The 26,808-nt window shown below is 72.1% G+C and carries 19 protein-coding genes; 10 read left to right on the forward strand and 9 right to left on the reverse strand.

Annotated elements, in window-relative coordinates; genetic code table 11:
* Positions 1–216: 216 nt before the first annotated feature.
* Both ACFY1E_RS12040 and ACFY1E_RS12045 read left to right on the forward strand, forming a co-directional pair.
* Positions 217–3,081, forward strand: a complete 2,865-nt coding sequence (locus ACFY1E_RS12040) for a DEAD/DEAH box helicase (RefSeq protein WP_389074404.1) — start codon at positions 217–219, stop codon at positions 3,079–3,081.
* Complete coding sequence (locus ACFY1E_RS12045; protein ID WP_389074406.1) at positions 3,078–4,346, forward strand: SWF or SNF family helicase; 1,269 nt, start codon at positions 3,078–3,080, stop codon at positions 4,344–4,346. Before ACFY1E_RS12040 ends, ACFY1E_RS12045 begins: the two co-directional genes overlap by 4 nt.
* Before the next feature lie 89 nt (positions 4,347–4,435).
* On the opposite strand, the gene ACFY1E_RS12050 is transcribed toward ACFY1E_RS12045, so the two are convergent.
* From ACFY1E_RS12050 to xylA, 9 genes are all read right to left on the reverse strand, one after another.
* Positions 4,436–6,160 carry an acyl-CoA dehydrogenase family protein gene (locus ACFY1E_RS12050; protein WP_389074409.1) on the reverse strand — a complete coding sequence of 575 codons (1,725 nt, stop codon included), beginning with the start codon at positions 6,158–6,160 and terminating at the stop codon, positions 4,436–4,438.
* A 129-nt stretch (positions 6,161–6,289) separates the two neighbouring features.
* A complete protein-coding gene (locus ACFY1E_RS12055; RefSeq protein WP_389074410.1) occupies positions 6,290–6,868 on the reverse strand; it encodes a PadR family transcriptional regulator in 579 nt (192 codons plus the stop codon).
* Positions 6,869–7,008: 140 nt separating this feature from the next.
* On the reverse strand, positions 7,009–8,652 hold the full coding sequence (locus ACFY1E_RS12060; RefSeq protein ID WP_389074411.1) for a hypothetical protein: 1,644 nt from the start codon (positions 8,650–8,652) through the stop codon (positions 7,009–7,011).
* 65 nt (positions 8,653–8,717) lie between these two features.
* Positions 8,718–10,283, reverse strand: coding sequence for a serine/threonine-protein kinase (locus ACFY1E_RS12065; RefSeq protein WP_389074413.1), 1,566 nt, complete (start codon positions 10,281–10,283; stop codon positions 8,718–8,720).
* Positions 10,280–12,046 carry an FHA domain-containing protein gene (locus ACFY1E_RS12070; RefSeq protein WP_389074414.1) on the reverse strand — a complete coding sequence of 589 codons (1,767 nt, stop codon included), beginning with the start codon at positions 12,044–12,046 and terminating at the stop codon, positions 10,280–10,282. Before ACFY1E_RS12070 ends, ACFY1E_RS12065 begins: the two co-directional genes overlap by 4 nt.
* Positions 12,047–12,054: 8 nt before the next feature.
* Positions 12,055–13,539, reverse strand: coding sequence for a hypothetical protein (locus ACFY1E_RS12075; RefSeq protein WP_389074416.1), 1,485 nt, complete (start codon positions 13,537–13,539; stop codon positions 12,055–12,057).
* Between the two features lie 758 nt (positions 13,540–14,297).
* Positions 14,298–14,618 (reverse strand): DUF6191 domain-containing protein, encoded by a 321-nt coding sequence (locus ACFY1E_RS12080; RefSeq protein ID WP_389074418.1) that lies wholly within the window; start codon positions 14,616–14,618, stop codon positions 14,298–14,300.
* Positions 14,619–14,728: 110 nt separating this feature from the next.
* Entirely contained in the window at positions 14,729–15,142 is a 414-nt protein-coding gene (locus ACFY1E_RS12085; RefSeq protein ID WP_389074421.1) for a hypothetical protein, read from the reverse strand.
* Positions 15,143–15,323: 181 nt separating this feature from the next.
* The gene (gene xylA / locus ACFY1E_RS12090) at positions 15,324–16,490 is read right to left on the reverse strand and encodes a xylose isomerase (RefSeq protein WP_389074422.1); all 1,167 of its coding nucleotides are present in this window, start codon (positions 16,488–16,490) and stop codon (positions 15,324–15,326) included.
* Positions 16,491–16,684: 194 nt separating this feature from the next.
* On the opposite strand from xylA, the gene xylB reads away from it, so the two are divergent.
* The 8 genes from xylB (at position 16,685) to adh (ending at position 26,748) form a co-directional block, all read left to right on the forward strand.
* The gene (xylB, locus tag ACFY1E_RS12095) at positions 16,685–18,127 is read left to right on the forward strand and encodes a xylulokinase (RefSeq protein WP_389074425.1); all 1,443 of its coding nucleotides are present in this window, start codon (positions 16,685–16,687) and stop codon (positions 18,125–18,127) included.
* Positions 18,128–18,137: 10 nt separating this feature from the next.
* The gene (locus tag ACFY1E_RS12100) at positions 18,138–19,346 is read left to right on the forward strand and encodes an ROK family protein (protein WP_389074427.1); all 1,209 of its coding nucleotides are present in this window, start codon (positions 18,138–18,140) and stop codon (positions 19,344–19,346) included.
* 193 nt (positions 19,347–19,539) lie between these two features.
* Complete coding sequence (locus ACFY1E_RS12105; protein WP_389074430.1) at positions 19,540–20,082, forward strand: FABP family protein; 543 nt, start codon at positions 19,540–19,542, stop codon at positions 20,080–20,082.
* A gap of 182 nt (positions 20,083–20,264) precedes the next feature.
* Positions 20,265–21,755, forward strand: coding sequence for an APC family permease (locus ACFY1E_RS12110; protein ID WP_389074432.1), 1,491 nt, complete (start codon positions 20,265–20,267; stop codon positions 21,753–21,755).
* Positions 21,752–22,765, forward strand: coding sequence for an acetamidase/formamidase family protein (locus ACFY1E_RS12115; protein ID WP_389074435.1), 1,014 nt, complete (start codon positions 21,752–21,754; stop codon positions 22,763–22,765). The genes ACFY1E_RS12110 and ACFY1E_RS12115 overlap by 4 nt, the downstream gene beginning before the upstream one ends.
* A 31-nt stretch (positions 22,766–22,796) precedes the next feature.
* A complete protein-coding gene (locus ACFY1E_RS12120; RefSeq protein WP_389074437.1) occupies positions 22,797–23,396 on the forward strand; it encodes an N-acetylmuramoyl-L-alanine amidase in 600 nt (199 codons plus the stop codon).
* Positions 23,397–23,505: 109 nt separating this feature from the next.
* Positions 23,506–24,837 (forward strand): GAF domain-containing protein, encoded by a 1,332-nt coding sequence (locus ACFY1E_RS12125; RefSeq protein WP_389074440.1) that lies wholly within the window; start codon positions 23,506–23,508, stop codon positions 24,835–24,837.
* 387 nt (positions 24,838–25,224) lie between these two features.
* Complete coding sequence (gene adh / locus ACFY1E_RS12130; protein ID WP_389074442.1) at positions 25,225–26,748, forward strand: aldehyde dehydrogenase; 1,524 nt, start codon at positions 25,225–25,227, stop codon at positions 26,746–26,748.
* Positions 26,749–26,808: the final 60 nt, after the last annotated feature.

Below are 26,808 nucleotides of genomic sequence, written 5' to 3' on the forward strand. Positions count from 1 at the left end.
GACCTGAGGAAACGTACGAAGCGACGACCTGTTGCGACCATGGCGCCACCACCCGTGTACGGGCGGGGGTCAGCCGGTGGCGGGTCGGGGGGCCGGCAACACTGCAGAAGCGGGACGGCCGGGGCGGGCGGTCCGGTCGTGTCCCGGCGGCCCGCCGAATGCTGTACCCTCGGCGACCCCGACCCAGTAGTCAAATTTGAGGAATGCGGCTTCGCTGTGCAGAGGATCCCTTCGGCACCACCGTCCGAGATCTCCGAACTGGCTCGCTGCTGCGCCGTTTTCGTGCCCGGTGACCCGGCCCGCACCGGCAGGGTCGCCTTCTGGCGGCCCGACGGCAGCGTCCCTCCGCCCAACGCGGCCGGGTCCGCCGAGGATGTGGCCGTCGTCCTGCCCGACGGCGACGGCGTCGAGCTGGTGCAGGTTCCCGCCGTCCTGCTGCCGGTGCGGGCGGCACTTCCGGTCCTCACGCGCGCGCGTACCGATGGACACGCACACCGGGGGGCCGCCTTCTGGGGCTCGGCAGCCGTGCTGGCCCTCCAACTCCTCGCACGGGGGCTGCTGTTGCCGGGTCTGTCCCCCGGCGATCACGACGCCTGGCGTGTCGGCCCCCTGCCCCCGGACGACGTCGACCGCATCCGTGGGCTGGCCGCCGCGATGCCGCCCGAGGCGCACGCCATCCCGGTGGGCGGTTCCGAGCCGCTGCGGCTGCCCACCCCGGAAGGGCTGCTGCGGGCCTTCCTGGACGCGGTGGCCGACACGCTGCCGCGCTCTACCGCGGCCTTCCTGGTGACGGGCGGGCCCGCCTACGCGGCGCAGGCACCGCAGCACATGCCCGGGCAACGGGCGTGGGCCGCCGATGTCGCCGCGGGCCACGACACGGGCGTACGGCTCTCGCTGCGGATCGAGGTCCCCGGCCTTGCCGAGCTGGCGCAGGAGGATGCCGCGGGGCCGTTCCGGGCCGTGCTGCAGGTGCACAGCGTCAGTGATCCGGCGCTGATGACGGACGCTTCCGAGGTGTGGGGCGCATCCGGAGACGGGGGCCGGGGTTTCGGTCCGCGCGCGCGGATGGACGCCCTGCTCGCGCTGCGCCGGGCGGCTCGGTCCTGGCCGCCGCTGACGCCCCTGCTGTCGGCGAGCGTGCCGGACGCCGTCGAACTCGCCGACGAGGAGGTCACCGAACTGCTCGGACCGGGCGCCCGGGACCTCGCTGCGGCCGGAGTCGAGGTGCACTGGCCGAAGGAACTGGCCCGTACGCTGACCGCACGCGCGGTCATCGGCCCGCCGGACGAGGAGCCGGTGGCCGGCCGGGGCGCCTCGGACACGCCGTCGTTCCTGTCAGCCGACGCGCTGCTCGCCTTCAACTGGCGGTTCGCCCTGGGCGAAGAGCAGCTCACGCGCGCGGAGCTGGACCGGCTCGCCGAGGCAGGCCGGCCCGTCGTGCGTCTGCGCGGCCAATGGGTCCTCGTCGACCCCCGGGAGGCGAAGCGCGCCCGCGCCCAGCAGGACCGCAAGATCACACCCATCGACGCGCTCGGAGCCGCGCTGACGGGCTCGACGGAGGTCGACGGCCACCGGGTCGACGTACAGCCCACGGGGTGGCTGGCGGCCCTGCGGGAACGGCTCGCGGCCCCGGAGGCGCAGGAGCCTGTCGCGCAGCCTGCCGCGCTCGCGGCCACCCTGCGCGACTACCAGCGCCGGGGCCTCGGTTGGCTGGCCCGGATGACGTCCCTGGGTCTGGGCTGCTGTCTGGCCGACGACATGGGGCTCGGCAAGACGATCACGCTGATCGCGCTGCATCTGCACCGGCAGAGCGAGGCGGCGACGGCCGGTCCCACCCTCGTGGTGTGCCCGACGTCGCTGATGGGCAACTGGCAGCGCGAGATCGAGAGGTTCGCACCCGGCACGCCCGTGCGCCGCTTCCACGGGGCGCGACGCAGTCTGGACGCGGTGGCCGACGGGGAGTTCGTGCTCACCACGTACGGGACGATGCGACTGGACGCGCGTCGGCTCGGCGAGATGCCGTGGGGCATGGTCGTGGCGGACGAGGCGCAGCATGTGAAGAACCCGTACTCGGCGACCGCACGGGAGCTTCGTTCCATCGGTGCACGCGCACGCGTGGCGCTCACCGGGACCCCGGTGGAGAACAACCTCTCCGAGCTGTGGGCGATCCTCGACTGGACGACTCCCGGGCTGCTGGGCCGGCTCGGCACCTTCCGAACGCGGTACGCGCAGGCCGTCGAGGGCGGCCGGGACCCGGCCGCCGCGGAGCGGCTCGCCCGACTCGTACGGCCGTTCCTGCTGCGCCGCCGCAAGTCGGATCCGGGGATCGCGCCGGAGCTGCCGCCGAAGACCGAGACCGACCGTGCGGTGTCCCTGACCAAGGAACAGGCGTATTTGTACGAGGCGTTGGTGCGCGAGACGCTCGCGGAGATCTCCGCGGCCGACAGCATGGAGCGGCGCGGACTGATCGTGAAGCTGCTGACAGGGCTGAAGCAGATCTGCAACCACCCGGCACAGTTCCTGAAGGAGGAACGGCCGCGGATCGACGGTCGTTCGGGGAAGCTGGAGCTGCTGGACGAGCTCCTCGACACTATCCTCTCCGAGGGGGCGAGCGTTCTGGTCTTCACGCAGTACGTGCGCATGGCGCGCCTCATCGAACGGCACCTGACGGCCCGTGGCGTCACCTCGCAGTTCCTGCACGGCGGGACTCCCGTCGCCGAACGCGAGGCGATGGTGCGGCGCTTCCAGGACGGTGAAGTCCCCGTCTTCCTGCTGTCGTTGAAGGCCGCGGGCACCGGACTGAACCTGACGCGGGCCGAACACGTCGTGCACTACGACCGCTGGTGGAACCCCGCCGTCGAGGCGCAGGCCACCGACCGTGCGTACCGCATCGGTCAGACCCGGCCCGTGCAGGTCCACAAGCTGATCGCGGAGGGGACCGTCGAGGACCGGATCGCCGACATGCTCGACCGCAAGCGGGAGCTGGCCGACGCGGTGCTGGGCTCCGGCGAGGCCGCGCTCACGGAGCTGACGGACGCGGAGCTGGCCGATCTGGTGGAACTGCGAGGGGGCGCCCGATGAACCGGCACGACCAGAACATGGAACGTACGTTCGCCGCGCTGCCGCCCGCGCACGGGCGCGGGTTTGCCCACACCTGGTGGGGCCAGGCCTGGCTCAAAGCCCTGGAGGACACGGCGCTCGACTCCCAACAGCTCAAAGCGGGTCGCAGACTGGCGCGCGCGGGGTGCGTGGGCGCGGTGTCCGTACGCCCGGGACGTATCACGGCAGTGGTCCAGAGCCGCGGTGGCACGCCTCACCGGGCCGACGTCCTGCTGGAGGAGCTGGACGGTGAACAGTGGGACCGGTTCCTGGACATGACGGTCGAGCGGGCCGGACATGTCGCGGCGCTGCTGGACCACGAGATGCCACCGCATCTGGTCGAGGACGCGGCGGCCGCGGGCGTCGAACTGCTGCCGGGCATGGGCGATCTGGAGCCGGAGTGCGACTGCGGCGCCTGGGACCACTGCGGGCACACGGCGGCCCTGTGCTACCAGGTGGCGCGGCTCCTGGACCAGGATCCCCTCGTGCTGCTGCTGATCCGCGGCCGGGGCGAACGAGCCCTGCTGGGCGACCTCCAGGCCCGCGGCACCACGCCCACGGAGGAGCCGGCCGAGCCGGAGGGGGTGGACGCCGCCGAGGCGTACAGGACCGGCGGCATCCTGCCGCCCCTGCCCACCCCGCCGGAGCTGCCCACGGAACCCGGTGTACCGCCGTCCCTGGACACCGAGGCCCCGCCCGGGCCGGGCGTGGACCCGGCCGCCCTGCAGTATCTGGCCGCGCGAACCGCCGCAGAGGCACACCGCCTGCTCGCCGAGGCTCTCCGTTCCCAGGCCGAACCGAACGCCCCTGACGAGGAGTTGACGCTCGCGCAGGATGCGGTCCGTCTTGCCGCAGGAGGCGGTGAGACGGCTGTGGTGGACCGGCTGGCCGAGGGGTCTGGACGCGACCGGCAGGGGCTGGCGCGCGCCACGCGCGCGTGGCACCTCGGAGGGGCGGCCGCGCTGTCCGTGCTGGAGGAGGAGTGGACCGTCTCGGGCGAGGCTCTCGCACGCGCGCGTGCCGCCCTGGAGTCGGCCTGGGACGAGGACGAGCGACCGTCGCTGCGGGCGAGCGGCAACCGGTGGACGGTCGTCGGCGCACCGGCCCAACTGCGCCTGGGACGGGACGGGCGTTGGTGGCCGTATCGCAAGGAGCGGGGCCGCTGGGTGCCCGCCGGAGCGGCTTGCCGGGATCCGGCGACTGCTCTGGCCTCGGCGGAGCCGGACGCCGGGGAGGAACCCGCCTGAGAGGCCCTGCAGTCGGCCGGGCGGCGGATCCCGCCGCCCGGCCCGCTGAGCTGCACCGAAGGCCGCCCAAACGTCGTCGCGGTGCGCGCCTACGGGGCCATCTCGTACGCGCCGGACAGCGCCTCGACCCGCTGCCAGACCCGCTCCGTGCGTGCCTCGTCGACGACGGGCCGCCGGATCGAACCGAGCGCCCACTCCTGCTGCTGTTCGGTCGCCGAGTCCTTGCCGTGCAGTTCGACGGCGTGCGCGGAGAAGTCCCGTACCAGGACCGCGAAGAGTTCGTCGAGCACGTCCTCGTCGAGGCCGGTCAGGGCGGCCTGCTCCAGGACGAGCTGTCCGTGCACGACGAGGGCGAAGAGCTGACCGACCGCGAGGAGGAGGTCGAGGTCCCGGCTCTGCTCCGCGTCGGGCGCGGCGGTGGCGACGAACTCGCAGAGTGCGTCGGCCTGTTCGCGGAAGCGGGTCACATTGGGCAGGTGCGCGTACGTGTCGAAGGCGGGCCGCCAGTCGTGGAAGCGCACCGAGCCGAGGCCACGGGCCGGTCCCTGCCGGAAGAGGAAGTCGTCGTCGGCCGCGTCGAGGCGGGTCGGTACGGCGGGGTAGTCGACCGGGTCGAGGAGGTGGCTGCGCAGGAATTTGAGGATCAGCGCCAGGTTGACGTGGACCGTGCCCTCCAGCTTCGGAAGGCCGCGGATCTCCACGGCCGCCTGGGCGAAGTAGTTGTCCTTCTCGAAGCCCTTGGCCGCGATGACGTCCCACATGAGGTCGATGACCTTCTCGCCCTCCGTGGTCACCTTCATCTTCGTCATGGGGTTGAAGAGGAGGTAGCGGCGGTCGTCGGGGCCGGCGGAGCGGAAGTAGTCGACGGCGCGGTCGCTGAACAGCTTCATGCCGACGAGCCGCACGTACGCGTCGGTCAGCTCGCGCCGCACATGCGGGAAGGCGGTGACGGGACGGCCGTAGAGGATGCGGTTGTGGGCGTGGGTGACGGCCTCGTACATCGCGTGCTCGCAGATGCCGATCGAGGCGGTGCACAGGTTGAACTTGCCGACGTTCACGGTGTTGAGCGCGGCGTCGAAGGCGGCCCGGCCGGTGTGCAGGACGTCCTCGGCCGCCACGGGGTAGTCCTCCAGGCGGAACTCGCTGACGAACTTCGAGGAGTCGACGACGTTCTTGACCAGGTGATAGGCCGGATGGCGGCTGTCGGCGGCGAAGAACACATAGCCGTCGGGGCCCTCGACGTCGGTACGGCGGCCGAAGACCGAGACGAGTCCGGCGGCGTTGCCGTTGCCGATGTAGTACTTGGAGCCGGTGGCGCGGAAGCCGCCGTTGCCGTCGGGCTCGAGCAGCATGTCGGTGGAGTAGATGTCGGCGCCGTGGGCCTTCTCGGACAGGCCGAAGGCGAACACCTCGCCCTGGGCGAGGAGTTCAGCGGCGCGGGCGCGTGCGTCGGCGTTGTCGCTCTGCCATACCGGGCCGAGGCCGAGGATCGTGACCTGCCAGGCGTACCAGTAGTCCAGGCCGTAGAAGCCGAGGATCTCGTTGAGCGCGGCGATCCGGCCGGTGTCCCACCGCTTGTCGGATTCCTCCTCCCCCGCGGCGGACGACGGCGTCAGGAACGTGGCGAACAGGTTCTCCTTCGCTGCGAAGGCGAGGAAGTCGCCGAGCCAGGCGCGGGTCCGGTAGTCCTCGATCAGCCGGCTCTTCCCGCGCTCCTCGAACCAGTCGACGGTGGCACGCAGCAGGCGCCGCGTCTCGGGGTCGAAGTGCGCGGGGTCGTAGGTGCGCGGGTTGAACAGCAGCTGGTCGGCCATGGGATGACGCCTTTCGGCTGGTGGACGGGTGGGAAACGGGAGTCGGACGGCTGGACGGCTGGACGGCTGGACGGCTCTGATCGGATCGGGAAATCGGGAGGAGCGGGGGATCGGGAGGGAGCGGCGCGGTCAGTGGTCGGGACCGAACCGGGCCAGCGTGGCGAGCACGTCGTCCAGCCAGTCGATCATCATCCGCTCGTACGCGATGCCGCCACGCAGGACGACGTGCTGGAGCTCCCGCTCCGCGTCGAGGGGCGCACCAGGACCGGCTGGACCGGCCGTGCCTGCTTCGGGCGTGAAGTCGCGCACCTCTCCTGCGAGATAGTGCGCCAGCCGGTCCCGGTGCGCCTGCCGGTGTCGCTCCACCTCGCTGATCAGGGCGGCCGGATCGTCGAAGGCGGCGCCGCGGATCTTCACGGCCAGGTCGTGGCGGACGCTCTCCGGTTCGATCGGGTCCTGCAGCCAGGAGGACAGCGCGGCCCGGCCGAGGTCGGCGACGGAGTACTCCTTCTTGTCCGGCCGGCCCTGCTGCGGCACCTCCCGGACGTCGATCCAGCCGTCGTTCTCCATGCGCTTGAGCACGCGATAGATCTGTTGGTGGGTCGCGGTCCAGAAGTACCCGATGGACCGCTCGAAGCGCCGGGCCAGCTCGTAGCCGGATCCTGGCTTCTCCAGAAGCGACACCAAGATCGCGTGTTCGAGCGCCATGCTGCCGATCTTGCTATTGCAACTCGTTGCATAGCAACCTTGCCCGCTCCGATGCGACGCGGCTCACGCCGACGACATGCCCAAGGACACACGCCTCAGGGACAGATGCCTCAGGGACAGATGCCTCAAGAAGGGACGCCTCAGGGACAGACGTACGTGAAGCTCGCCTTCGCCTCCATCGGGGCCGGCTGGTGAGTGATCCTCAGGCGGGCGGTCCCCCGGAAGCGGCCGGAACCACGGACCGTCCAGCGCAGGTGCACCTTGACCCGGCGCTCACCGCGATCGGCGGTGCGGACCAGTTCGCCCGAGTCCTGGCCGTCCGCACGCAGCCACCGGTAGGTGACGGGGCCGCCGTGCCCGTCGGTGGTGACGACACCGATCAGGTCGGCCGTCTGACCGCAGTGCAACGGCCGGGCGGGGGCTTCGACTCGGACGGAGACGACCTCGGGAGCGGCGGCCGGGCGCAGCAGCAGCCAGAGCAGTACGGCGGCGATCGCGACGACGCCCGTGGTGACGATCCAGCCCCGTCGTCCACGCCGCGAGCGAGGGGAGCCCGTAACCGCTGCCTCGGTCCGCCATCGGGCGCGCAGGACCTCCGGCTCCTCCAGCGGAACCCCGGGGCCGAACCGGAGCAGGATCTCGCCTGAGTCCTCCCCCGCCTCTGCCGGAGACCGGACGACGCGGTTGCGCTTGCCGAGGACGGTTGCCTGGGTGTCCGCGGCTTGGGAGCGGTGAGCGCGGCCGACCGTGGTGATCTGATCGGCGGCGGAAGGTTGGGGGCTGGTGGCGGCCAGTGGCGCTCGCGGGTCCGGGCCTGCGGAGCCGTGGGCCGCCGTGGCGGGCTGACCGACGGTGATGGCAGGGCGGGCCGAGCGGTCGGCGGCGGGAGCGGGGTCTTCGGGGGCTGTGGGGCGTGGGTCGGAGTCGGTTGCGTTCGGCGCCGGGTGAGGGCCCGTACGTGGGTCGGGGCGACCGGGGGCTGCCGTGACGAACGGTGCCTGTGCCTCAGGCGGCGCGAACTCCGGGGTTGACGCAGCCACCACCGCCCGGAGCGCCGTGCGCCGCAGGAAGTCCGCCGGGAGCATCGCGCGCCCGGCGACCAGCGCGTCCCGGGCCGCCGCCAGCCCCTGCGAATCGGCGGTGGCGGCACAGTGGGCGAACAGGTCGGCCGCGGGGGTTTTGGGCTGTGTCCAGGCGTCGCCGAGGGTACGGGCCAAAGCGGCCCAGGCAGCGGTCGCGACTGCTGCCCGGCGATCGGCGGGCGACGCGTCGCCCGACACCGGTACGACGGCCGCGTCGCCCAGCACCGCGCCCTGCTCCACCTCGGCCAGCAGCGCGACACCGTCCGGAGCGATCACGACGGTGTCGGGGCCGAGTGGGCCGTGGGGCAGGCCTGCGGCGCGCAGGGCGAGAAGGGTCTGCGCGGTCTCGTTGAGGATGCTGGCCGCACTGCCCGCGTCCGGGTGGGGGCCACCTGCCGACGACAGGACATCGGCCAGCGTGGGGGCCGGTGGCCGGGCCGTGAGCAGCCACACCTCACCGGCCTCGGCCACGAGGTCGACCGTGCCCAGCAGCCCGGGCAGCCTGAGCTTCGCCGTGGCGAGCACCGCGGCCGCCAGGCGCTCGCGCGTGCCCTCGGGCGCCAGCAGGGCGCGGTCGATGCGCAGCGCGCCGAGGGTGCGCTCGCCGGACCGGGCGGGGAGGAGGGCGTACCAGGTGCCGTGGCGGGCGTCCCGTGACCAGCCGGACAGGGGCCGTCCGGCCACTGTGGTGGCTGTCGTCATGTCGATCCGTTCTCGTCGCGGCATGGAGTGGCTCTGGAGGTCAGTGCGGTCTCTCGGGGGCCGGGTCAGCACGGCGGTGCGTCGAGGGAGGCCGTCTGGGGACCGTTCGCTGCCGCCGGGTCGCTGCTGAGCGAGACCTGCCAGGTCCCCCGGCACGGGTGATTGGAGAAGTCGGCCTCGAAGGTCACGTCGTAGTGGGTGCTTCCGGAGAGGGTCCGGGACTGGGAGCCGTACGGGTCCGCGGGTGTGTCGACGTAGTAGTTCGCGGTGACGGTCAGCGGACCTGTGCCCGTCGTCTCGACCGTCACCGCCGCGATGAGCGTGCCGGGGCTCTGTCCACGCTGCCAGGAGCCGATGGTGAGGGTGACCGTGCCGGGCGTGGCCGGGCCGGGGGACCCGGTGCTCGGCGTCACGGCCGGCGCGGTCGTCTCCGTGGACGGCGTGGGCGAGGTGGACGGGCTGTCCGAGGGGGTGGGGGTGGGCGAGGTGTCGGCCGTGGGCGGGGCGCTGCTCGCCGAAGTGGACGGGGAGGGTGAAGTACCGGACGGTGTGGGTGAGCTGAGCGGTGCGGGGGTCGAACTCGCCACCGTCGTCGACGTCTCGTGCGGGTGGCCCGTCGCATACGTCGCTCCGCCCGCGACGACGACCAGCGCGGCAGCCCCACCGGTCACCACCTTCCACCCCCCGCGCTTCAGCCGGTCCAGCAGGGTCAGCGCACTGGCCGAGCCCTCGAGCGTCGCGGTCGTGGTGAACGGGAACAGCAGGGCGAGCAGCGCGGCGAGTTCGGCCAACCGACGGCGGCCGCGCTCCTCCCAGCCGGCGCCGTAGCCCTCCACGGCGGACCGTTCCAGGTCGGCGAGGAGCCTCTCGACGCCGGGCCGGTCCGCCGGGTCCTTCGCCAGGCCCGCGCGCAGCAGCGCACGCACCGGCGCGGGTACGTCGTCCAGCGGGGCCGGTGCGCGCAGGTGCTGCAGGCGCAGCGCGGTCATGTCGTCGCCGGGAAAGGGCTGTCGGCCGGTCAGGCACTCGAAGAACACCACGGACGCGGCGTAGACGTCCGCCGCCGGGCCGGCCGGCTCGCCGTTCCACTGCTCCGGCGCCATATAAGCGGGCGTGCCCTCGACGTCGGTCTCCCGGCCACTGCGCACCGCGATGCCGAAGTCGGCGAGCGCGCTGGTGCCGTCGGCACGGACCAGGACGTTCTCCGGTTTGTAGTCGCGGTGCACGACTCCGGCCGTGTGGGCCGCGCTCAGCCCCAGCAAGGAGCCCTTGAGCAGGACGAGCGCGGCCTCGGGGCCGGTCGCCCCGTGCCGACTCAGCAGGTGGCGCACGCTGACGCCGTCCACCGCCTCCATCACGATCGCAGCACCGGCGCGTGCCTCGACGTACTCGTACAGCCGCACCACACACGGGTGCCGGAGCTCGCCGAGCAGTCGGGCCTCGGCGCGGAAGCGGGCCAGGAACTCCCGGTCCGCGCGCAGGCGTTCGCTCAGGTACTTGACGGCGACGGGGACACCGGTCGCGGTGTGCCGGGCGAGGACGACCCGGCCGCCTGCTCCCTCACCGAGCGTGCGGACGGCCGCGTATCCGGGTACGGCCCAGCCGCCCTCGGTGTGCAGGTCCTGGGTCATGCGGTCCCCTCCACCGGCGCGGGGAGCCCGGCCTGCTGCGGTACGTGCTTGGCGACCCGCCGGCGCCGTACCCGGCGCAGCAGCCAGCGCACGGGCGCGGACCAGACCGGGAAGGCGACCAGGGCGACCACGGCCGCCTCGATCACCGTGGTCCACGGCTCGGGCAGTCGGCCGTCCAGCAGGTCACCGATGCGGGAGCGCCAGGCCAACAGGGCGAGGCCGAGGAAGCCGTAGGTACCCACGACGACCGCGAGGCCGTAGGCGGCCAGCCCGGCCTGACGGGGGCCGGGCCGGTTGCCCGCGCGCAGGTCCCGCCACAGGCCCGTACGGAAGTAGGCGCTCGCCTCCTCGCGCAGCCGGGGAACCCGTAGGGCGTCGGTCAGCGCCTGGTAACCGTCCAGCGGCATCAGCGGGTTGAAGTTGTAGAGGGTGTTCAGGTACAGGCCGAAGGCCAGGTGGTAGAGGACGGCCGAGGCGGGTCCCGCGGGCAGCAGGGCCGCGCCCGTGGCACACCAGCCGGCCAGCGCCGCCGTGGACAGCGGCCCGGAAAGGGCCACCACGACCCGTGACCACCGCGAGCCGAACCACATGTCGCTGGTGTCGACGAAAGCGAACGGCATGCCCATCATCAGCAGGAACCCGCCGCGCCTGACCTTGCGGCCGTACGACTTCACGGCCAGCGCGTGCGTGAGCTCGTGGACGAGCAGTGCGCTCACATATCCGGCGGCCAGCAGGACCGGCCCCCACACGCCCGCTCCACCGAAGTCCAGCAGACGGTTTCGGCCCTGCGCGGCGAAGAACGCGACGAGGCCGCCGGCCACCGACAGCCAGGCCAGCAGCACACCGGTCCGGGTGAACAGCCGCCAGCCGAAGGCCTGGTAGAGCCGGGTCACCAGCCGGTCGAGGCCGGGGACGGACACCTCCAACTTCAACAGCGCCCGGTACACGGCACCCGCCACCCGCCGCCAGCCCTTCGGCCGCTCCTCCTCCGGCCGCCCGGGCAGACCGCGCAGCAGCCCGGCGTCCGCGAACGCGGCCAGCGCGGACTCGATACGGGGCAGGGCGAGTTCGCCGTAGCGGTCGGCGTAGGCGAACAACAGATCCCGTACGGTGTTCTCGCCGTCGACGGCGTGCCAGAGGAAGACCTGGCGCTCGTCCAGTTCCAGATAGCGGCCGGTGCGGGTGCTGCTGAGCACCCAGCGCGGGGCGCCGCGTTCGGTGGGTATCTGCTTGAGGGCCCAGCCGGAACGGCGGCGGGGGCGCGCGGTGAGCGGACCGTTCGCCTCGGGGGCCTCCTCCTGCCCGGCCTGTCCATCGGTGGGCAGCTGGGTCAGCTGGGTGCCGACGACCATCGTGCGCGAGCCGATCCGGGTGTTGCGCGGCTGCTCGAACACCAGGCGTACGTCGCCCATGGACAACTCGGAGCCGTCGGCGAGGCCGGCCGCGCCGCCGTGCAGGTCGACGCCGCCGACGGCGGTGCCGTTGAAGGAGTCCAGGTCCTCGATCCGGAAGCCCTCAGCGGTGCGGACGATACGGGCGTGGCGGCGCGAGACGCTGGTGTCGGAGAGGACCACGTCGTTGTCGTCGCCCCGGCCCAGCGTGGTGACAGGGCCGGTCAGCGCGACCAGCAGCGTGGGGTCGTCGAGGCCACGCAGCTGGGGTGCGGCGAACGAGGTCGGTGCGGCACCCCGGCGCGGGGTGCCGCAGTGCAGGCAGTACGGGAAGTCGCGCCGCACATGGACACGGCAGACACGGCAGAGCATGCGGTCGCTCAGCCTGCGCCGGAACCGCTGAGGAACGTACCGCCGTTGAAGCCTTCGTCGCCTTCCGCGGCGGGGCCGGAGTCCGGCAGGTGCGTGGCGGCGTTTCCGAGTCCTGAGGCGGGCAGGCCACCCTGGACGATGATGTGATTACTGTGGTCACCCTCGGCCGAGGCGGGCAGGCCGCCCTGGACGATGATGCGGTTGCCGCCGCCGGGTTCTCCGACACCGCCGGGACGCCGACCGATGTTCTCCTGGCTGCCTCCGCCGTCTCCGTCGCCCCCACCGTCACCACCGCCGTGGCCACCGCCACCGCTGGGACGATTGGTGTTCTCCGGATCGCCGCCGCCCTCACCACCGCCGCCACCCTCGCCACCACCGCCGTGACCGCCACCACCGCTGGGACGATTGGTGTTCTCCGGGTCACCGCCGCCCTCACCACCGCCGCCACCCTCGCCACCACCGCCGTGACCGCCACCACCGCTGGGACGATTGGTGTTCTCCGGATCGCCGCCGCCCTCACCACCGCCGCCACCCTCACCGCCACCGCCGTGGCCACCGCCACCGCTGGGACGATTGGTGTTCTCCGGATCGCCGCCGCCCTCACCACCGCCGCCACCCTCGCCACCGCCGCCTTCGCCGCCGTCACGGTCGTAGATGCCACCGTGGCCGAAGTGACCGGCGTCCCCGCCACCTTCCCCGCCGGCACCGCCGAAGCCGCCATGGCCGCCGAATTCGCCGAACCCACCGGAAGCGGCACCGCCGTCACCAAAGCCGCCGTCACCGAGGCTGCCCTCGCCGAACCCGCCGCCGGCACCACCGAACCCGCCATCGGCACCGTCACCGAAACCGCCGAAGTCCCCTTCGGGGCCACCGAATCCGCCGTCGCCCCCGGCGCCGAAATCACCGAAGCCCCCCTCGGCGCCGCCGGCATGGTCGCCGAACCCTCCGAAGTTGCCGAAGTCGCCGAAGTTGCCGATCTGGCCCAGCTCGCCGGCCGCTTCGGCCGGGGACCGGTCCAGCAGGGGGCCGCCGAGCAGGCTGTGGGCGCCGGTGGAGGCCGTGCCCAAGTCGGCGGCGCCCCCCTGGCCCTCGGCGGGACCTGACAGGTCGTAGCCGTGCTCGGTGGAGCCGGGGGCACCGGCTTCGTGGTCGCCGGAGACATGCTCCGCCGGAACGGCGTGGGTCGTGGACGCCTCGTGCGTCACCGCGGCCTGGTGGTCGACCGGGAGTGCGTGGTCGGCCGCGACGTCGTGGTGCGCCAGCGCGTGCGCCGCACTTCCGAAGAACAGGGACGACTTGGACAGCCGTGGGTCCAGAGCGGCCGGTCCCCCATCGGTGTCGGACTCGACGCGGAGGGAGCGGAGTTCGACGACCTGGGCGGGCGACAGGCCGAGTCTTCGCGCCACCTCTCCGGTGTCGCCGTCGAGTTCGGCGCGGAAGGCCGGGTCGACGGCCAGGCGGGTCAGGGCAGCGCGATATGCGTCGTTGGTCATGGTTCGGCCTCCGTCGGTCTGCGGGCATTGATGCCGATGGCGACGGAGCCGAGGATCCCCCCTGGTCGGCGGCAACTGCCATTTCCGGCCATCCCCGCCGATACCTGCAGGAGACGTTATAGAGCCTTGGCATGGACGGCGCAAGTGCAGCGACCTCGGCGGTTGAGGGTGCCGGGCACCCGAACCGCGCCGGTCGCCCACCAATCAGATATGGCCACCGACCCACCGGACTGCCGACGAAATGGCGAACAGTTTGGAGCAAGCTCTGGCCGAGGCACCGTAGCGCCACAGCTCCTGGCAGGCCTTGGCTTTGAAGTACGCCATGGAGACGGTGATTGCGGATTCGTCGCCGTTGTCGGAGATGCCGACGTAGCGGACCCGGCCCGGGATGAGCCGGTCCCGGTCGGCCGGGGTGAAGGGGATGCTGCTCGCTGACCACGAGCTGTCCCTGGTCCAGCCGTACAGCGCGTAGGCGTGGTCCGGGCGCGGTGATCAGAGCGAGGGATGCGGTGGTGGTCCAGCCGACGGCCAGAGCATCGAGGGTCCAGGTGGCGACGCTCGTCTCGGCCCGTGCGCCGCGGAGCGCGCACGGCCCCCGGCCGGGTTGGTAGGGGGCGAAGGACATCTGGCGGCAGCGTCGCCATCCACCCCTTGCGGGCTCGTCGTTGCCTCGTAGTCGCTCGCGCCGACTCAGCCCGGTCATGGCATCGATGTTCCGGCACCTTCGCTCGTCGGCCTTCGACGGTCGGGCGATGCTCCTACCGCCCGGGGCGCGGCATCCGTACGACCGCCGTCCCCGCGGTCAGGTCCACCGTCGTCCTGTTCGGCGGAGCCCCGTCATCCTCGTTGTCCGGCAAGACCAGTGACGACTGGCGTTCCTTCAGCTCGTGCTGCTTGCCCGGGGAAAGGCTCGCATGCAGTTGTTCGAATCCGGTCGCCGATATCTGCCCCTGACGTGCGCTGTTCCGCCACGGCAGCACTCCTGCCCGACCCGCGCGCATCAGCAGCTGGTCGACGAAGGCCAGGAGGGTCAGCACGACGACCAGCCCGGGCAGGGTCATGAAGAAGACGAAATGCATGTTCCCAGTATCCGGGTCGATTCCGTAGACCGTCGGCCCGTCCCCGTGAACCCGCCTTTGCCGCTTGGCCGTTGGCAACGCGTGGCCTTCTCGCGATGCCCGACCTCATGTCACGGAAGGTCGAGGCTCCCCAGGGAGGGGATCAGCGATCGGAGGTCGCTCGGGACACTGCTCGGCAGTTCGCTGGGCAGCTTCGACGGGAGTCCGCTGGGCAGTTTGCTCGGCAGTTCCGTCGGGATGCTCAGGGACGGCGACGAGGTGAGGCCGGAGCTCGCACTGGTGTCGTTGGGTGATTTCTTGTCCGGCGAGTCGTCGCGGCCGGAGGCCATCAGGACGACGACGACCACTACGGCGACCGCCGCGAGGGCGACCAGGAGGACGAAGAGCGGGTTGCGGCGCCGCCCGGGCGGCGGTGGGGGCGGCTGCCAGTCGCCGTAGGTCGGAGGTGGTCCGAACCCGCCGCCCGGTGGCGGGGTGTCACCCGGCGGTCCGGGCGGTTGAGGCGGTACGGGCGGTATGGCCATACCGTCCACAGTCGCCGCACATCGGGCAGGAAGCGACCCCCGCACTGAAGTTGATACGGCCCCATGCCCTGGACCGTACGGTTCCGGGGCATTCCGCGCGGAGGTCGCTCGGGCACGCGCGCGTGCGCATACGGATTGCGCATACGGATCAAGCACGCACGCGCACGCGTACGCGTGCCGTTCAGCCGCGAGCCCCCAGCAGATGGTCCATGGCCAGCTGGTCGAGCTGCTCGAAGGCCATCCCGCGCGCGGCGGTCGCCTCGACGTCGAACTCCTCGAAGGCACTGCGGTCGGCGAGCAGGGACTGCAGTCCGTCCGCGGCGGTCGGCTGGGCGAGCTGGTCCAGGCGCGAGGCACGCAGCGCCTCCTGGACCTCCGGGTCGGCTCGGAAGGCGGCCGCGCGCTCCCTGAGGATCAGGTAGTTGCGCATGCAGCCGGCGGCCGAGGCCCACACACCGTCGAGGTCCTCGGTCCGCGGCGGCTTGAAGTCGAAGTGCTTCGGGCCCGCGTAACCGGCGCTCTCCAGGAGGTCGACCAGCCAGAACGCGGCGCGCAGGTCACCGGCGCCGAAGCGCAGGTCCTGGTCGTACTTGATGCCGGACTGTCCGTTGAGGTCGATGTGGAAGAGCTTGCCCGCCCACAGCGCCTGCGCGATGCCGTGCGGGAAGTTCAGCCCGGCCATCTGCTCGTGGCCGACCTCGGGGTTGACGCCGTACAGCTCCGGGCGCTCCAGGCGCTCGATGAAGGCGAGGGCGTGGCCGACGGTGGGCAGCAGGATGTCGCCGCGGGGCTCGTTCGGCTTGGGCTCGATGGCGAACTTCAGGTCGTAGCCCTGGGAGGTGACGTACTCGCCGAGGAGGTCGAAGGCTTCCTTCATGCGGTCGAGGGCGACGCGCACGTCCTTGGCGGCGCCGGACTCGGCGCCCTCGCGGCCACCCCAGGCGACGTACGTCTTCGCGCCGAGCTCGACCGCGAGGTCGATGTTGCGGATGGTCTTGCGCAGGGCGTAGCGGCGCACCTCGCGGTCGTTGGCGGTGAACGCGCCGTCCTTGAAGACGGGGTGGGTGAAGAGGTTGGTGGTGGCCATCGGCACGGTCATGCCGGTCGTGTCGAGGGCCTGGCGGAAGCGCTTGATGTGCGACTCGCGCTCCGTGTCGGAGGATCCGAAGGGGATCAGGTCGTCGTCGTGGAAGGTGACGCCGTACGCGCCGAGCTCGCTCAGGCGCTGCACCGTCTCGACCGGGTCGAGGGCACGCCGCGTGGCGTCACCGAACGGGTCCCTTCCCTGCCAGCCGACGGTCCACAGGCCGAAGGTGAACCTGTCCTCGGGGGTGGGCTGGTAGCTCATGCCGCGGCTCCTTGCTCGTTTGCGACCGTTGCCTTGCGACTATTTCGTCATGGCGGTTTACAAATTAGTATGCGGACGCGTCCCTGGGAAGGGACAAGATGTCCCCGAAGGGGTGAGGTTCCGGGTCGCCAGGGCCTGGGAACCCTCGAACCACCAGGTCAGAGCCGCAGAGCCGCGGAAAAAGGGAGAGCCCGATGTCAGCAGCCGAGGGTCCGCTCGTCGTCGGCGTGGACACGTCCACCCAGTCCACCAAGGCGCTCGTCGTCGACGCGGCCACCGGTCAGGTCGTCGCGAGCGGCCAGGCGCCGCACACCGTCTCCTCCGGGGCCGGCCGCGAGAGCGACCCGCGCCAGTGGTGGGACGCCCTGTGTCAGGCCCTCGACCAGTGCGGCGACGCGGCGCACGAGGCCGCCGCCGTCTCGATCGGCGGACAGCAGCACGGCCTCGTCACGCTGGACGAGCGGGGCGAGCCGGTCCGCCCGGCGTTGCTGTGGAACGACGTGCGCTCGGCGCCGCAGGCCCGCCGCCTGGTCGAGGAGCTGGGCGGCCCGAAGGCCTGGGCGGAGCGCACCGGAAGCGTGCCCGGACCGTCCTTCACGGTCACGAAGTGGGCGTGGCTGGCCGAGAACGAGCCGGAGGCGGTCCGCGCCACCAGGGCGGTGCGCCTGCCCCACGACTACCTCACCGAGCGGCTGACCGGGCAGGGCACGACCGACCGTGGCGATGTCTCCGGCACTGGCTGGTGGGCTTCGGGGACGGAGTCCTACGACGAGGAGACCCTCGCGCACGTGGGGCTCGACCCCTCGCTGCTGCCCCGGGTGGTCCGGCCCGGCGAGGTGGCCGGCACCGTGCGCGACAGCCACGACCTGCCGTTCTCCAAGGGCACCCTGGTCGCTCCGGGGACGGGCGACAACGCCGCTGCGGCGCTCGGCCTCGGGCTGCGTCCCGGCACCCCGGTGCTCAGCCTGGGCACGTCGGGCACGGTGTACGCGGTCTCCAAGCGGCGCCCTGCCGACCCGACCGGCACGGTGGCGGGCTTCGCCGACGCCCACGGCGACTGGCTGCCGCTGGCCTGCACTCTGAACTGCACGCTCGCCGTCGACCGCGTGGCGGCGCTGCTGGACCTGGACCGCGAGGCCGTCGAGCCGACCACCGCCGTCACGCTGCTGCCCTACCTGGACGGCGAGCGCACCCCCAACCTGCCCAGTGCCTCCGGTCTGCTGCACGGACTGCGGCACGACACCACCGGCGGCCAGCTCCTGCAGGCCGCCTACGACGGGGCCGTGCACTCCCTGCTCGGCGCGCTGGACCTGGTCCTCGACGAGGACGCGGACCGTTCGGTCCCGCTGCTGTTGATCGGTGGCGGCGCCCGGGGGACGGCCTGGCAGCAGACCGTACGCCGTCTGTCGGGCCGCCCGGTCCAGGTGCCCCAGGCCAAGGAGCTGGTCGCGCTGGGCGCCGCGGCACAGGCTGCGGGCCTGCTGACCGGGGAGGATCCGGCGGCGGTCGCCCGGCGCTGGAACACCGCCGCGGGCCCGGTCCTTGAGGCCGTGGAGCGGGACGAGCCGACGCTGGCGAGGATCGCCGGGGTACTCTCCGACGCGGCCCCGCTGCTGGAGCGGAGCACCGACAGCTGAGGACGGGGGCATGACCGCACCGCTGCACGAGGCCCACCCGGCCGGCCCGGGGCGGGTGCTGCCCGACACCCAGCAGGGCATGCGCCGCCGCAACCTGGCCCGGGTGATGCACACGGTCAGCGCCGAGGGACCGCTCTCCCGTGCCGCCGTGGCCTCCCGCATCGGGCTGACCCGGGCAGCGGTGTCGACCCTCGTGGACGAGCTCATACGCACCGGGCTGCTCGAGGAGCTCGGCCCCGAGCGGCCCGGGCGGGTGGGCCGTCCCGGCTCGGCGCTCGCCGTAAGTGGGCACGGTCCCGCCGGCATCGGCGCCGAGATCGGCGTGGACCACCTCGCGGTCTGCGCGGTCGATCTGCGCGGACAGGTACGCGCGCGTGCCGTGCGGCACGGTGCGAACCGCGGCCGCTCGCCCCGGCCGGTGATCGAGGAACTCACCGGGCTGGTACGCCGGGTGGTCGCCGAGGCGGAGGGCGAGGGACTGTGGCCCGCGGGGCTCGCGGTGGCCGTGCCGGGCCTGGTGGCGCGCGACGCCCGCACCGTCGTACGCGCCCCGAACCTGGACTGGCACGACACCGACATCGGGGCGCTGCTGCCCACCGACATTCCGCTGACCGTCGACAACGAGGCGAACTTCGGTGCGCTCGCCGAACTCTGGCTCGGCGAGCGCACCCCGCACGACTTCCTGCATGTGTCGGCGGAGATCGGTATCGGCGCGGCGGTCGTCGTGGCCGGCGGGTTGCTGCGCGGAACGCGTGGTTTCGCGGGCGAGTTGGGGCATGTGCCGGTGCAGCCGGAGGGGCCCGCGTGCCCGTGCGGCGGGCGCGGCTGTCTGGAGCAGTACGCCGGTGAGGAGGCCGTGCTGCGTGCGGCGGGCCTGGAGCCGGGCGCGGACCGGGTCGGGCTGCTGGCGGGCCGTGCCGCCGAAGGCGACGAGGCCGTACGGGGTGCGCTGCGCGACGCGGGCAGGGCGCTCGGCATCGCGCTGACCGGGGCAGTCAATCTGCTGGACCCCGAGAACGTGGTGCTGGGCGGTGCCCTGGCCGGGCTCGCGCCGTGGCTGCTTCCGTCGCTGGAGGCCGAGTTGGACCGGCGCACCGCGGGCCCGGCCTGTCCGGTGTCGGTGTCGCGGCTGGGCCCGGAGGGGCCGCTTCTCGGAGCGGCGCACTCGGTGGTGCGGGCGGTTCTGGACGACCCCGCGGCGGTGGCCGAACGGGCCTGACCGCGACACCCACACCGGCGGCCGAACGGACCTGACCACGACACCCACACCGGCGGCCGAACGGACCTGACCACGACACCCGCGGCGGTGGCTGTACGGATCTGATCCCGGCACCCGCGCCGTTGTTCCGCATCAGCACCCGGCACCCGCCCTAGGCTTTCCCCGGCACCGGCACGACCCGAGGAGCGCAACCGTGTTCGACCCCGCAGCTGAGCACCCGTACCCCGACAGCCACCGGCCGGACACACCGCCCGCACCGCATCCGCTGCTCGCGCCCGTGCTCGGTCTCCTGGGCACATGGCGGGGCCGGGGCGAGGGCGGCTACCCGACACTCGACGGGGACTTCGCCTACGGTCAGGAGGTCGTCTTCAGCCATGACGGGCGCCCCTTCCTCCACTACGAGGCCCGGGCCTGGCTCCTCGATGCCGAGGACGCGCCGCTGCGTCCGGCGGCCCGGGAGAGCGGCTGGTGGCGGCTTCAGCCCGACGGCCGGGTGGAGGCGTTGATCACCCAGCCCACCGGGATTGCCGAGATCGCCGTCGGCCAGGCCGGCAAGGGCACGGTGGATCTCTCCACCCACGACGTGGCGCTCACCCCCACCGCGAAGGAGGTCACCGCCACCCGCCGCCGCTACACCCTCGCCGACGACGCCACCCTCACCTTCGCCTTCGATCTCGCGGCGGTCGGCCGGCCGTTGCAGCACCATCTTTCGGCAAGCCTGCGGCATACGCGGTAGATCGCTTCAGCCGTCGGCTTCACCCTTACGGGTGGCCGGGTTTTCCACATTCGCGCCGTCGTCCACCGAAGCACGCTGCGCTCTTCTGCCCAACTCGCAAGCGCCGTACCGTGATTCACGCGAGGCACTCCCGTCGGGTCGGGCGGCGTCGGGCAAGTCGGCGTGGATTGAAGGGGATGCACATGTCGGGGGATGGGGCGGCGGACGCAGGTCTCAGGCGTGACGCGATCGGGCTGCGCGAGGTGCTGTTCCAGAGCATCACGGCCATGGCGCCGGCCGCAGCCGTCGCCGCGTCCATTCCGTCGGGTGCGGCCTTCGCCGGCGGGAGTCTGCCGCTGGCCGTGCTGATCGCGCTGGTGGCATGCCTGTTCACCGCGTCCTGCGTGGCCGAGCTGGCGCGTGAGCTCCCCGCGGCGGGCTCGGTGTCGACGTATGCGGCGCAGGGCCTGCATCCGACGGTCGGCTTCCTCGTCGGCTGGGGCTATGTGTTCGTGGAGGCGCTGGTGCCGCCGCTGCTGCTTCTGCAGCTCGGCTTCACCACGGCGGGCACACTGCACCAGGAGTGGTCCTCGTATCCGGCGGACCTGTGGTGGCCCTGGGCCCTCGCCGGTGCGGCGATCATCGCAGCCGCGGGGTACTTCGGGGTGCGTGCCTCGGCCCGCTTCGGCACCGTCCTGGGCGTCTTCGAGGTTCTGGTCTTCCTGGCGTTCGCCGTCTGGCTGATCGGCAAGGCGGGAACGCACAACACCCTCTCGGTGTTCGGCACTTCGCACACCGCCGAGGGCTATGAGGGGGTCAGCGGGGTTTTTGCCGGGTCGGTGTACACAGTGCTGGCCTTCGCCGGGTTCGAGGCCGCGGCGCCGCTCGCCGAGGAGACGCGCAACCCGCGCCGCACCATGCACCGGGCAGTGCTCGGTGCGGCGCTCGGGATCGGCCTGTTCTACGTGGTCACGACCTACGCCATGACGGTGTACTTCGGACCGGACCGGTTCGCGAAGTTCGGGGCCTCCGGCGCCGCGTCCTGGGAGGGTGTGGCACGGGCGTCGTTCGGCCTGTTCTGGGTGCTGGTGTTCCTGGCCGTGGTGAACTCGACGATCGCCAACGCCAACGCGTGCGCGAACGTCTCCACCCGGACCGCCTACGCCCTGGCCCGCATCCGCGTCCTGCCCCGCCTTCTCGCCGCGCTCCACCCCAGATACCGCTCCCCCGTCGCCGGAATCGCCGTGCAGAGCGTGGTGGCGGTCGGTGCCGTGCTGGGGCTCGGCTTCGGCTACGACCCGGTGACGGCCTTCCTGCTGCTCGCCACGGTGATCGTCACGGTCGTGATCGGCGTCTACATCGTCGTCAACCTCGCATGTGCCGGCTATTTCCTGCGCCGCAGACGGGAGTTGCTCAAACCGGTACGGCATCTCCTGCTGCCGCTGCTCGGCATCGTCGCGTTCGTGCCCGCGCTGCTGACCGCGGCGGGCCTGCCCGTCTTCGACTTCGTCACCGAGCTGACCCCACCGGTGTCGTACGCCGGGCCGATCGTCGCCGTGTGGATGGCTGCCGGCGTCGTGGTGCTGCTGGTGCTGATGCGGCGCCATCCCGAGCGGATGTCCGAGACGGCCCGCGTCCATCTCGACGACCCCTCCCCCACCGCCCCTGCGCAGAACGGAGCAGCACGTCCATGAGCGACCCCCGCATCCTGACCGTCCGGCCCTCGCCGGGCGAGTACGCCTGGACGTTCGGCGGCGCACCGCCCGTGGCGCGCATCGCGCCCGGCACCGTCCTGGACCTGTACACCGAGGACTGCTTCGCCGGGCGGGTGCGCTCCGAGAAGGACCTGGTGTCCGAGGTGTGCGAGTTCCCCTTCCTCAATCCGCAGACCGGGCCGTTCTACGTCGAGGGCGCCCAACCGGGCGACACCATCGCCGTGCACTTCGTGTCCGTCGAACCGGCCCGCGACTGGGCCGCGTCCACCACGGTCCCGCTGTTCGGCGCGCTCACCTCCACGCACACCACGGCCACACTCCAGCCGCCGCTGCCGGAGACGGTGTGGATCTGGCAGCTCGACCGCGCCCGCCGCACGGCGCTGTTCCGGGCGCACGACAGCGACATCGAGGCCGAGCTGCCCATGGACCCGATGCATGGCACCGTGGGCGTGGCCCCCGCCAACCTCGAGGTCCGTTCGGCCCTGGTGCCCGACGCGCACGGCGGCAACATGGACACGCCTGAGATGCGGGCCGGTGTCACCTGCTACCTCGGCGTGAACGTGGAGGGCGCGCTGCTCAGCCTCGGCGACGGGCATGCGCGACAGGGCGAGGGCGAGACCTGCGGGGTCGCCGTCGAGTGTGCGATGAACACCGTGGTGATCGTGGAACTGCTCAAGGGGCTCGCCACGCCCTGGCCGCGCATCGAGTCGGACACGCACATCATCTCGACGGGCTCGGCCCGCCCGCTGGAGGACGCGTTCCGGATATCACAGCTCGACCTGGTGCAGTGGCTGGTGCGCGACTACGGCTTCAGCGAGCTGGATGCCTATCAGTTCGCGACCCAGGCGGTCGAGTCGCCGCTGGCCAATGTGTGCGACACCAACTACACCTGCGTGGCCAAGATCCGCAAACAGTGGCTGCCCGCGCGCGAGACTCATCGCGGCGTGCACGCGCAGCTGCGCGAGATCGCGACGACTGTGCGGGGCTGAGCCTCCCCCACTGATCGAAAGGCACGGCTTCATGGAACGGGCAGGACCGAGCACATCCAGAAGGTGGTTCCTGAAGGGCACCGCGCTGTCCGCCGTCCCGTACGCGTTACTTCCCGACGCGCGGGCCGGGGCGCAGGACCAGGCCGTCGACTACCCGGGCGCGGAGTGGCAGCCGGCGAGCAGGTCCAACTACACGGCATCGGACCGTCCCGCGTCCTATCCCCTCGACATGGTGATCATCCATGTCACGCAGGAGACGTACGCCAAGACGCTCGCCATCTTCCAGAACCCGGAGAAGAAGGTGACCGCGCACTACCTGGTGCGCTCGGCGGACGGGCATGTGGCGCAGTGCGTGCGGGAGGCCGACATCGCCTGGCACGCGGGCGACTGGGACTACAACACGCGCAGCATCGGCATCGAACACGAGGGCTGGGTGGACCGGCCCGCGTACTTCACCGACGCCCTGTACGAACAGTCGGCCAGACTCACCGCGGCGATCTGCACCAAGTACGGCATCCCGAAGGACCGGGACCACATCATCGGGCACTACGAGGTGCCGGGGACGGACCACACCGACCCCGGACGCCACTGGGACTGGAGGCGCTACATAAGGCTCGTCGGCGTCGGCTGACCGCGGCGGGGTCGGTTGGGCCCAATGGGGAGGCCGTTGACCCGGTGGGCGGGCCGTCATCCGGGTGACCTGGTCGAAACGGTTGTCGGCGCGCGCACCGGGAGTGACGATGTCCTCAGCCGCATCACCTCTCGGGGAGGCCGAGTTGACCGATCCGTGGGTGGCCCTGGAGCCGGGGGCCGACCCTGCCGAGCGCGCGCGGATGCTGCGTCGCGCGCACGAGACGTTCACCGAGGCGGGCACGGTGATGCGTCCGGTGCGTTCGGTGGTGGCCGAGTCGTGGCGGCGCTCCGCGCGGGCCGGCGTGGGGCCCGACGGCACGGCGAGCGTGGAGCTGGTGGACGGAGAGCTCGGCGCCTACCGGGCCGAGCATCCGCTGGCGCGGGTGATGCCGCTGTTCCGTGAGCTCATGGGGACGTTCGCGGCCGACGGGGAGCATCTGCTCGCGGTGTGCGACGCCAACGGCAGGCTGCTGTGGGTCGAGGGTCATCCGGCCACCCGGCGGAATGCGGGGCGGATGAACTTCGTGCCGGGTGCCCGCTGGGCGGAGACGGCGATGGGCACCAATGCGCCGGGCACCGCGGTCGCCGTCGACCGGCCGGTGCAGGTCTTCGCGGCCGAGCACTTCATCCGGCAGGTGCAGCCCTGGACGTGCGCGGCCGCTCCGGTGCACGATCCGCGCACCGGGCGGGTGCTCGGCGCCGTGGACATCACCGGCGGTGACGGTCTCGCGCATCCGCACAGCCTGGGCTTCGTTCAGGCGGTCGCGCGCGCCGCCGAGTCACAGCTGGCGCTGCTCACCCCGGAGCGGCCCGCCGCCGACACGCCCGAGTTGACGGCGCTGGGCCGGGACGAGGCGCACCTTCTCACCGGCGGGCGCAGGATCAGGCTCAGCCGCAGGCACAGCGAGATCCTCGTCCTGCTGGCCCGTCACCCGGAGGGGCTGACCGGCGACGAGCTGCTGTGCGCGCTGTACGAGGACGAGTCGGTGACGCCGGTGACGCTGCGCGCCGAACTGGCCCGGCTGCGCAGGGTGCTGGGCCCGGGGCTGCTGGCCTCGCGGCCGTACCGGCTGACCGTGCCCGTCGAGTGCGACGTGGCCGTCGTGGAGCGGCGGCTGGAGACCGGAGCGGTCACGGCGGCCGCGACGGCGTACGCGGGTCCGCTGCTGCCCGGCTCCCAGGCCCCGGCGGTGGTGCGGCTCAGGCACCGACTCGCAGACGCCCTGCGTACGGCGCTGATCGCCCGCCGCGACCCCGACCTGCTGGCCGACTGGGCGCATGCGCCGTGGGGCGAGGACGACCTCGACGTGTGGCGGGCACTCGCCGTGCTCCGGCCGACAGCGACGGTCCGGGCCCGACTGGCCGCGCTGGAGGGCGAGCTGACCGCACCGCCCACCCGCCCCAGGGCCACCGGCCGCCGGGCAACCACACCGACGTAACCCTGCCACCGCACGACACTGACCACCCCCACGCCCCACCAGCCACCCAAGCCCGCCCAAAACACCCCCAGGACAAGCCGACCACACCGGCCACCCGGCCCAGGGCCACCTGCCACCGCGCAACCACACCGACGTAACCCTGCCACCGCACGACACTGACCACCCCCACGCCCCACCAGCCATCCAAGCCCCCAAAGCACCCCCAAGGACGAGCCGACCGCAGGGCCCACCCGGCCCAGGGCCACCTGCCGCCGGGGAGCCGCAGCGGCGTAGAGCTCGCTCTGATCCCCGGGGCGCTCGCGGCAACGTAGTTGCAACGTCGTCGTGCCTAGCCTCCCGACGGGAGCTGCCCAACGGCGGGCAGCGCTTCGAGGGAGGCAGAGCAGCATGACCCGTTACGCGGCGCCCGGCACCGAGGGTGCGATCGTCTCCTACCAGGCGCGCTACGACCACTTCATCGGGGGCGAGTACGTGCCGCCGGCCCGCGGACAGTACTTTGAGAACCCGTCGCCGGTGAACGGGCAGCCGTTCACGGAGATCGCGCGCGGCACGGCGGAGGACGTGGAGCGGGCGCTGGACGCGGCGCACGCGGCCGCCCCCGGGTGGGGCCGCACGTCGGTGACCGAGCGCTCCGCCATCCTGTTGAAGATCGCCGACCGGATGGAGGCGAACCTCGAGAAGCTGGCGGTCGCCGAGAGCTGGGAGAACGGCAAGCCGGTGCGTGAGACGCTGGCCGCCGACATCCCCCTCGCCATCGACCACTTCCGCTACTTCGCGGGGGCGATCCGTGCGCAGGAGGGCTCGCTCGGCGAGGTCGACGACGACACCGTGGCGTACCACTTCCATGAGCCGCTCGGCGTCGTCGCGCAGATCATCCCGTGGAACTTCCCGATCCTGATGGCGGTGTGGAAGCTCGCCCCCGCCCTCGCCGCGGGCAATGCGGTCGTCATCAAGCCCGCCGAGCAGACCCCGGCGTCCATCCACTACTGGATGAGCCTGATCGCCGACCTGTTGCCGCCGGGTGTCGTCAACATCGTCAACGGATTCGGTGTGGAGGCGGGCAAACCGCTCGCGTCCAGCCCGCGGGTGGCGAAGGTGGCGTTCACCGGTGAGACCACGACCGGGCGGCTGATCATGCAGTACGCCTCGGAGAACATCAAGCCGGTCACCCTGGAGCTCGGCGGCAAGTCCCCGAACATCTTCTTCGACGACGTCTGGGCGCACAACGACGACTTCCGGGACAAGGCCCTCGAGGGCTTCACCATGTTCGCTCTCAACCAGGGCGAGGTGTGCACCTGCCCGTCCCGGGCGCTCGTGCAGCGCGGCAACTACGCCGAGTTCCTCGAGGCGGCGGTCGCCCGCACCGAGCGGATCAAGCCCGGGCACCCCCTCGACACCGACACGATGATCGGCGCCCAGGCCTCCAACGACCAGCTGGAGAAGATCCTCTCCTACCTCGACATCGGCCGCCAGGAAGGCGCCCGGGTCCTCACCGGCGGTGAACGCCTCGAACACGACGGCGAGTTGAAGGGCGGCTACTACGTCCAGCCCACCATCTTCGAGGGCGACAACCGCATGCGGATCTTCCAGGAGGAGATCTTCGGCCCGGTGGTCTCCGTGACGTCCTTCGACGACTTCGACGACGCCATCAAGATCGCCAACGACACGCTGTACGGCCTCGGTGCGGGCGTGTGGACGCGGGACATCAACACCGCGTACCGGGCAGGCCGCGCGATTCAGGCGGGCCGCGTCTGGACGAACTGCTACCACGCCTATCCGGCGCACGCGGCGTTCGGCGGCTACAAGCAGTCCGGCATCGGGCGCGAGACGCACAAGATGATGCTGGAGCACTACCAGCAGACGAAGAACCTTCTGGTGTCGTACTCGCCGAAGAAGCTGGGATTCTTCTAGAGGCACGAAAAAAGGCGCCTGACCTAGGCTTTTGCCCGTCGGGCGCCTTCCTCTCGGCCC

Origin of the sequence: Streptomyces sp. NPDC001604 (assembly GCF_042893475.1) — a bacterium.
Classification (GTDB): domain Bacteria; phylum Actinomycetota; class Actinomycetes; order Streptomycetales; family Streptomycetaceae; genus Streptomyces.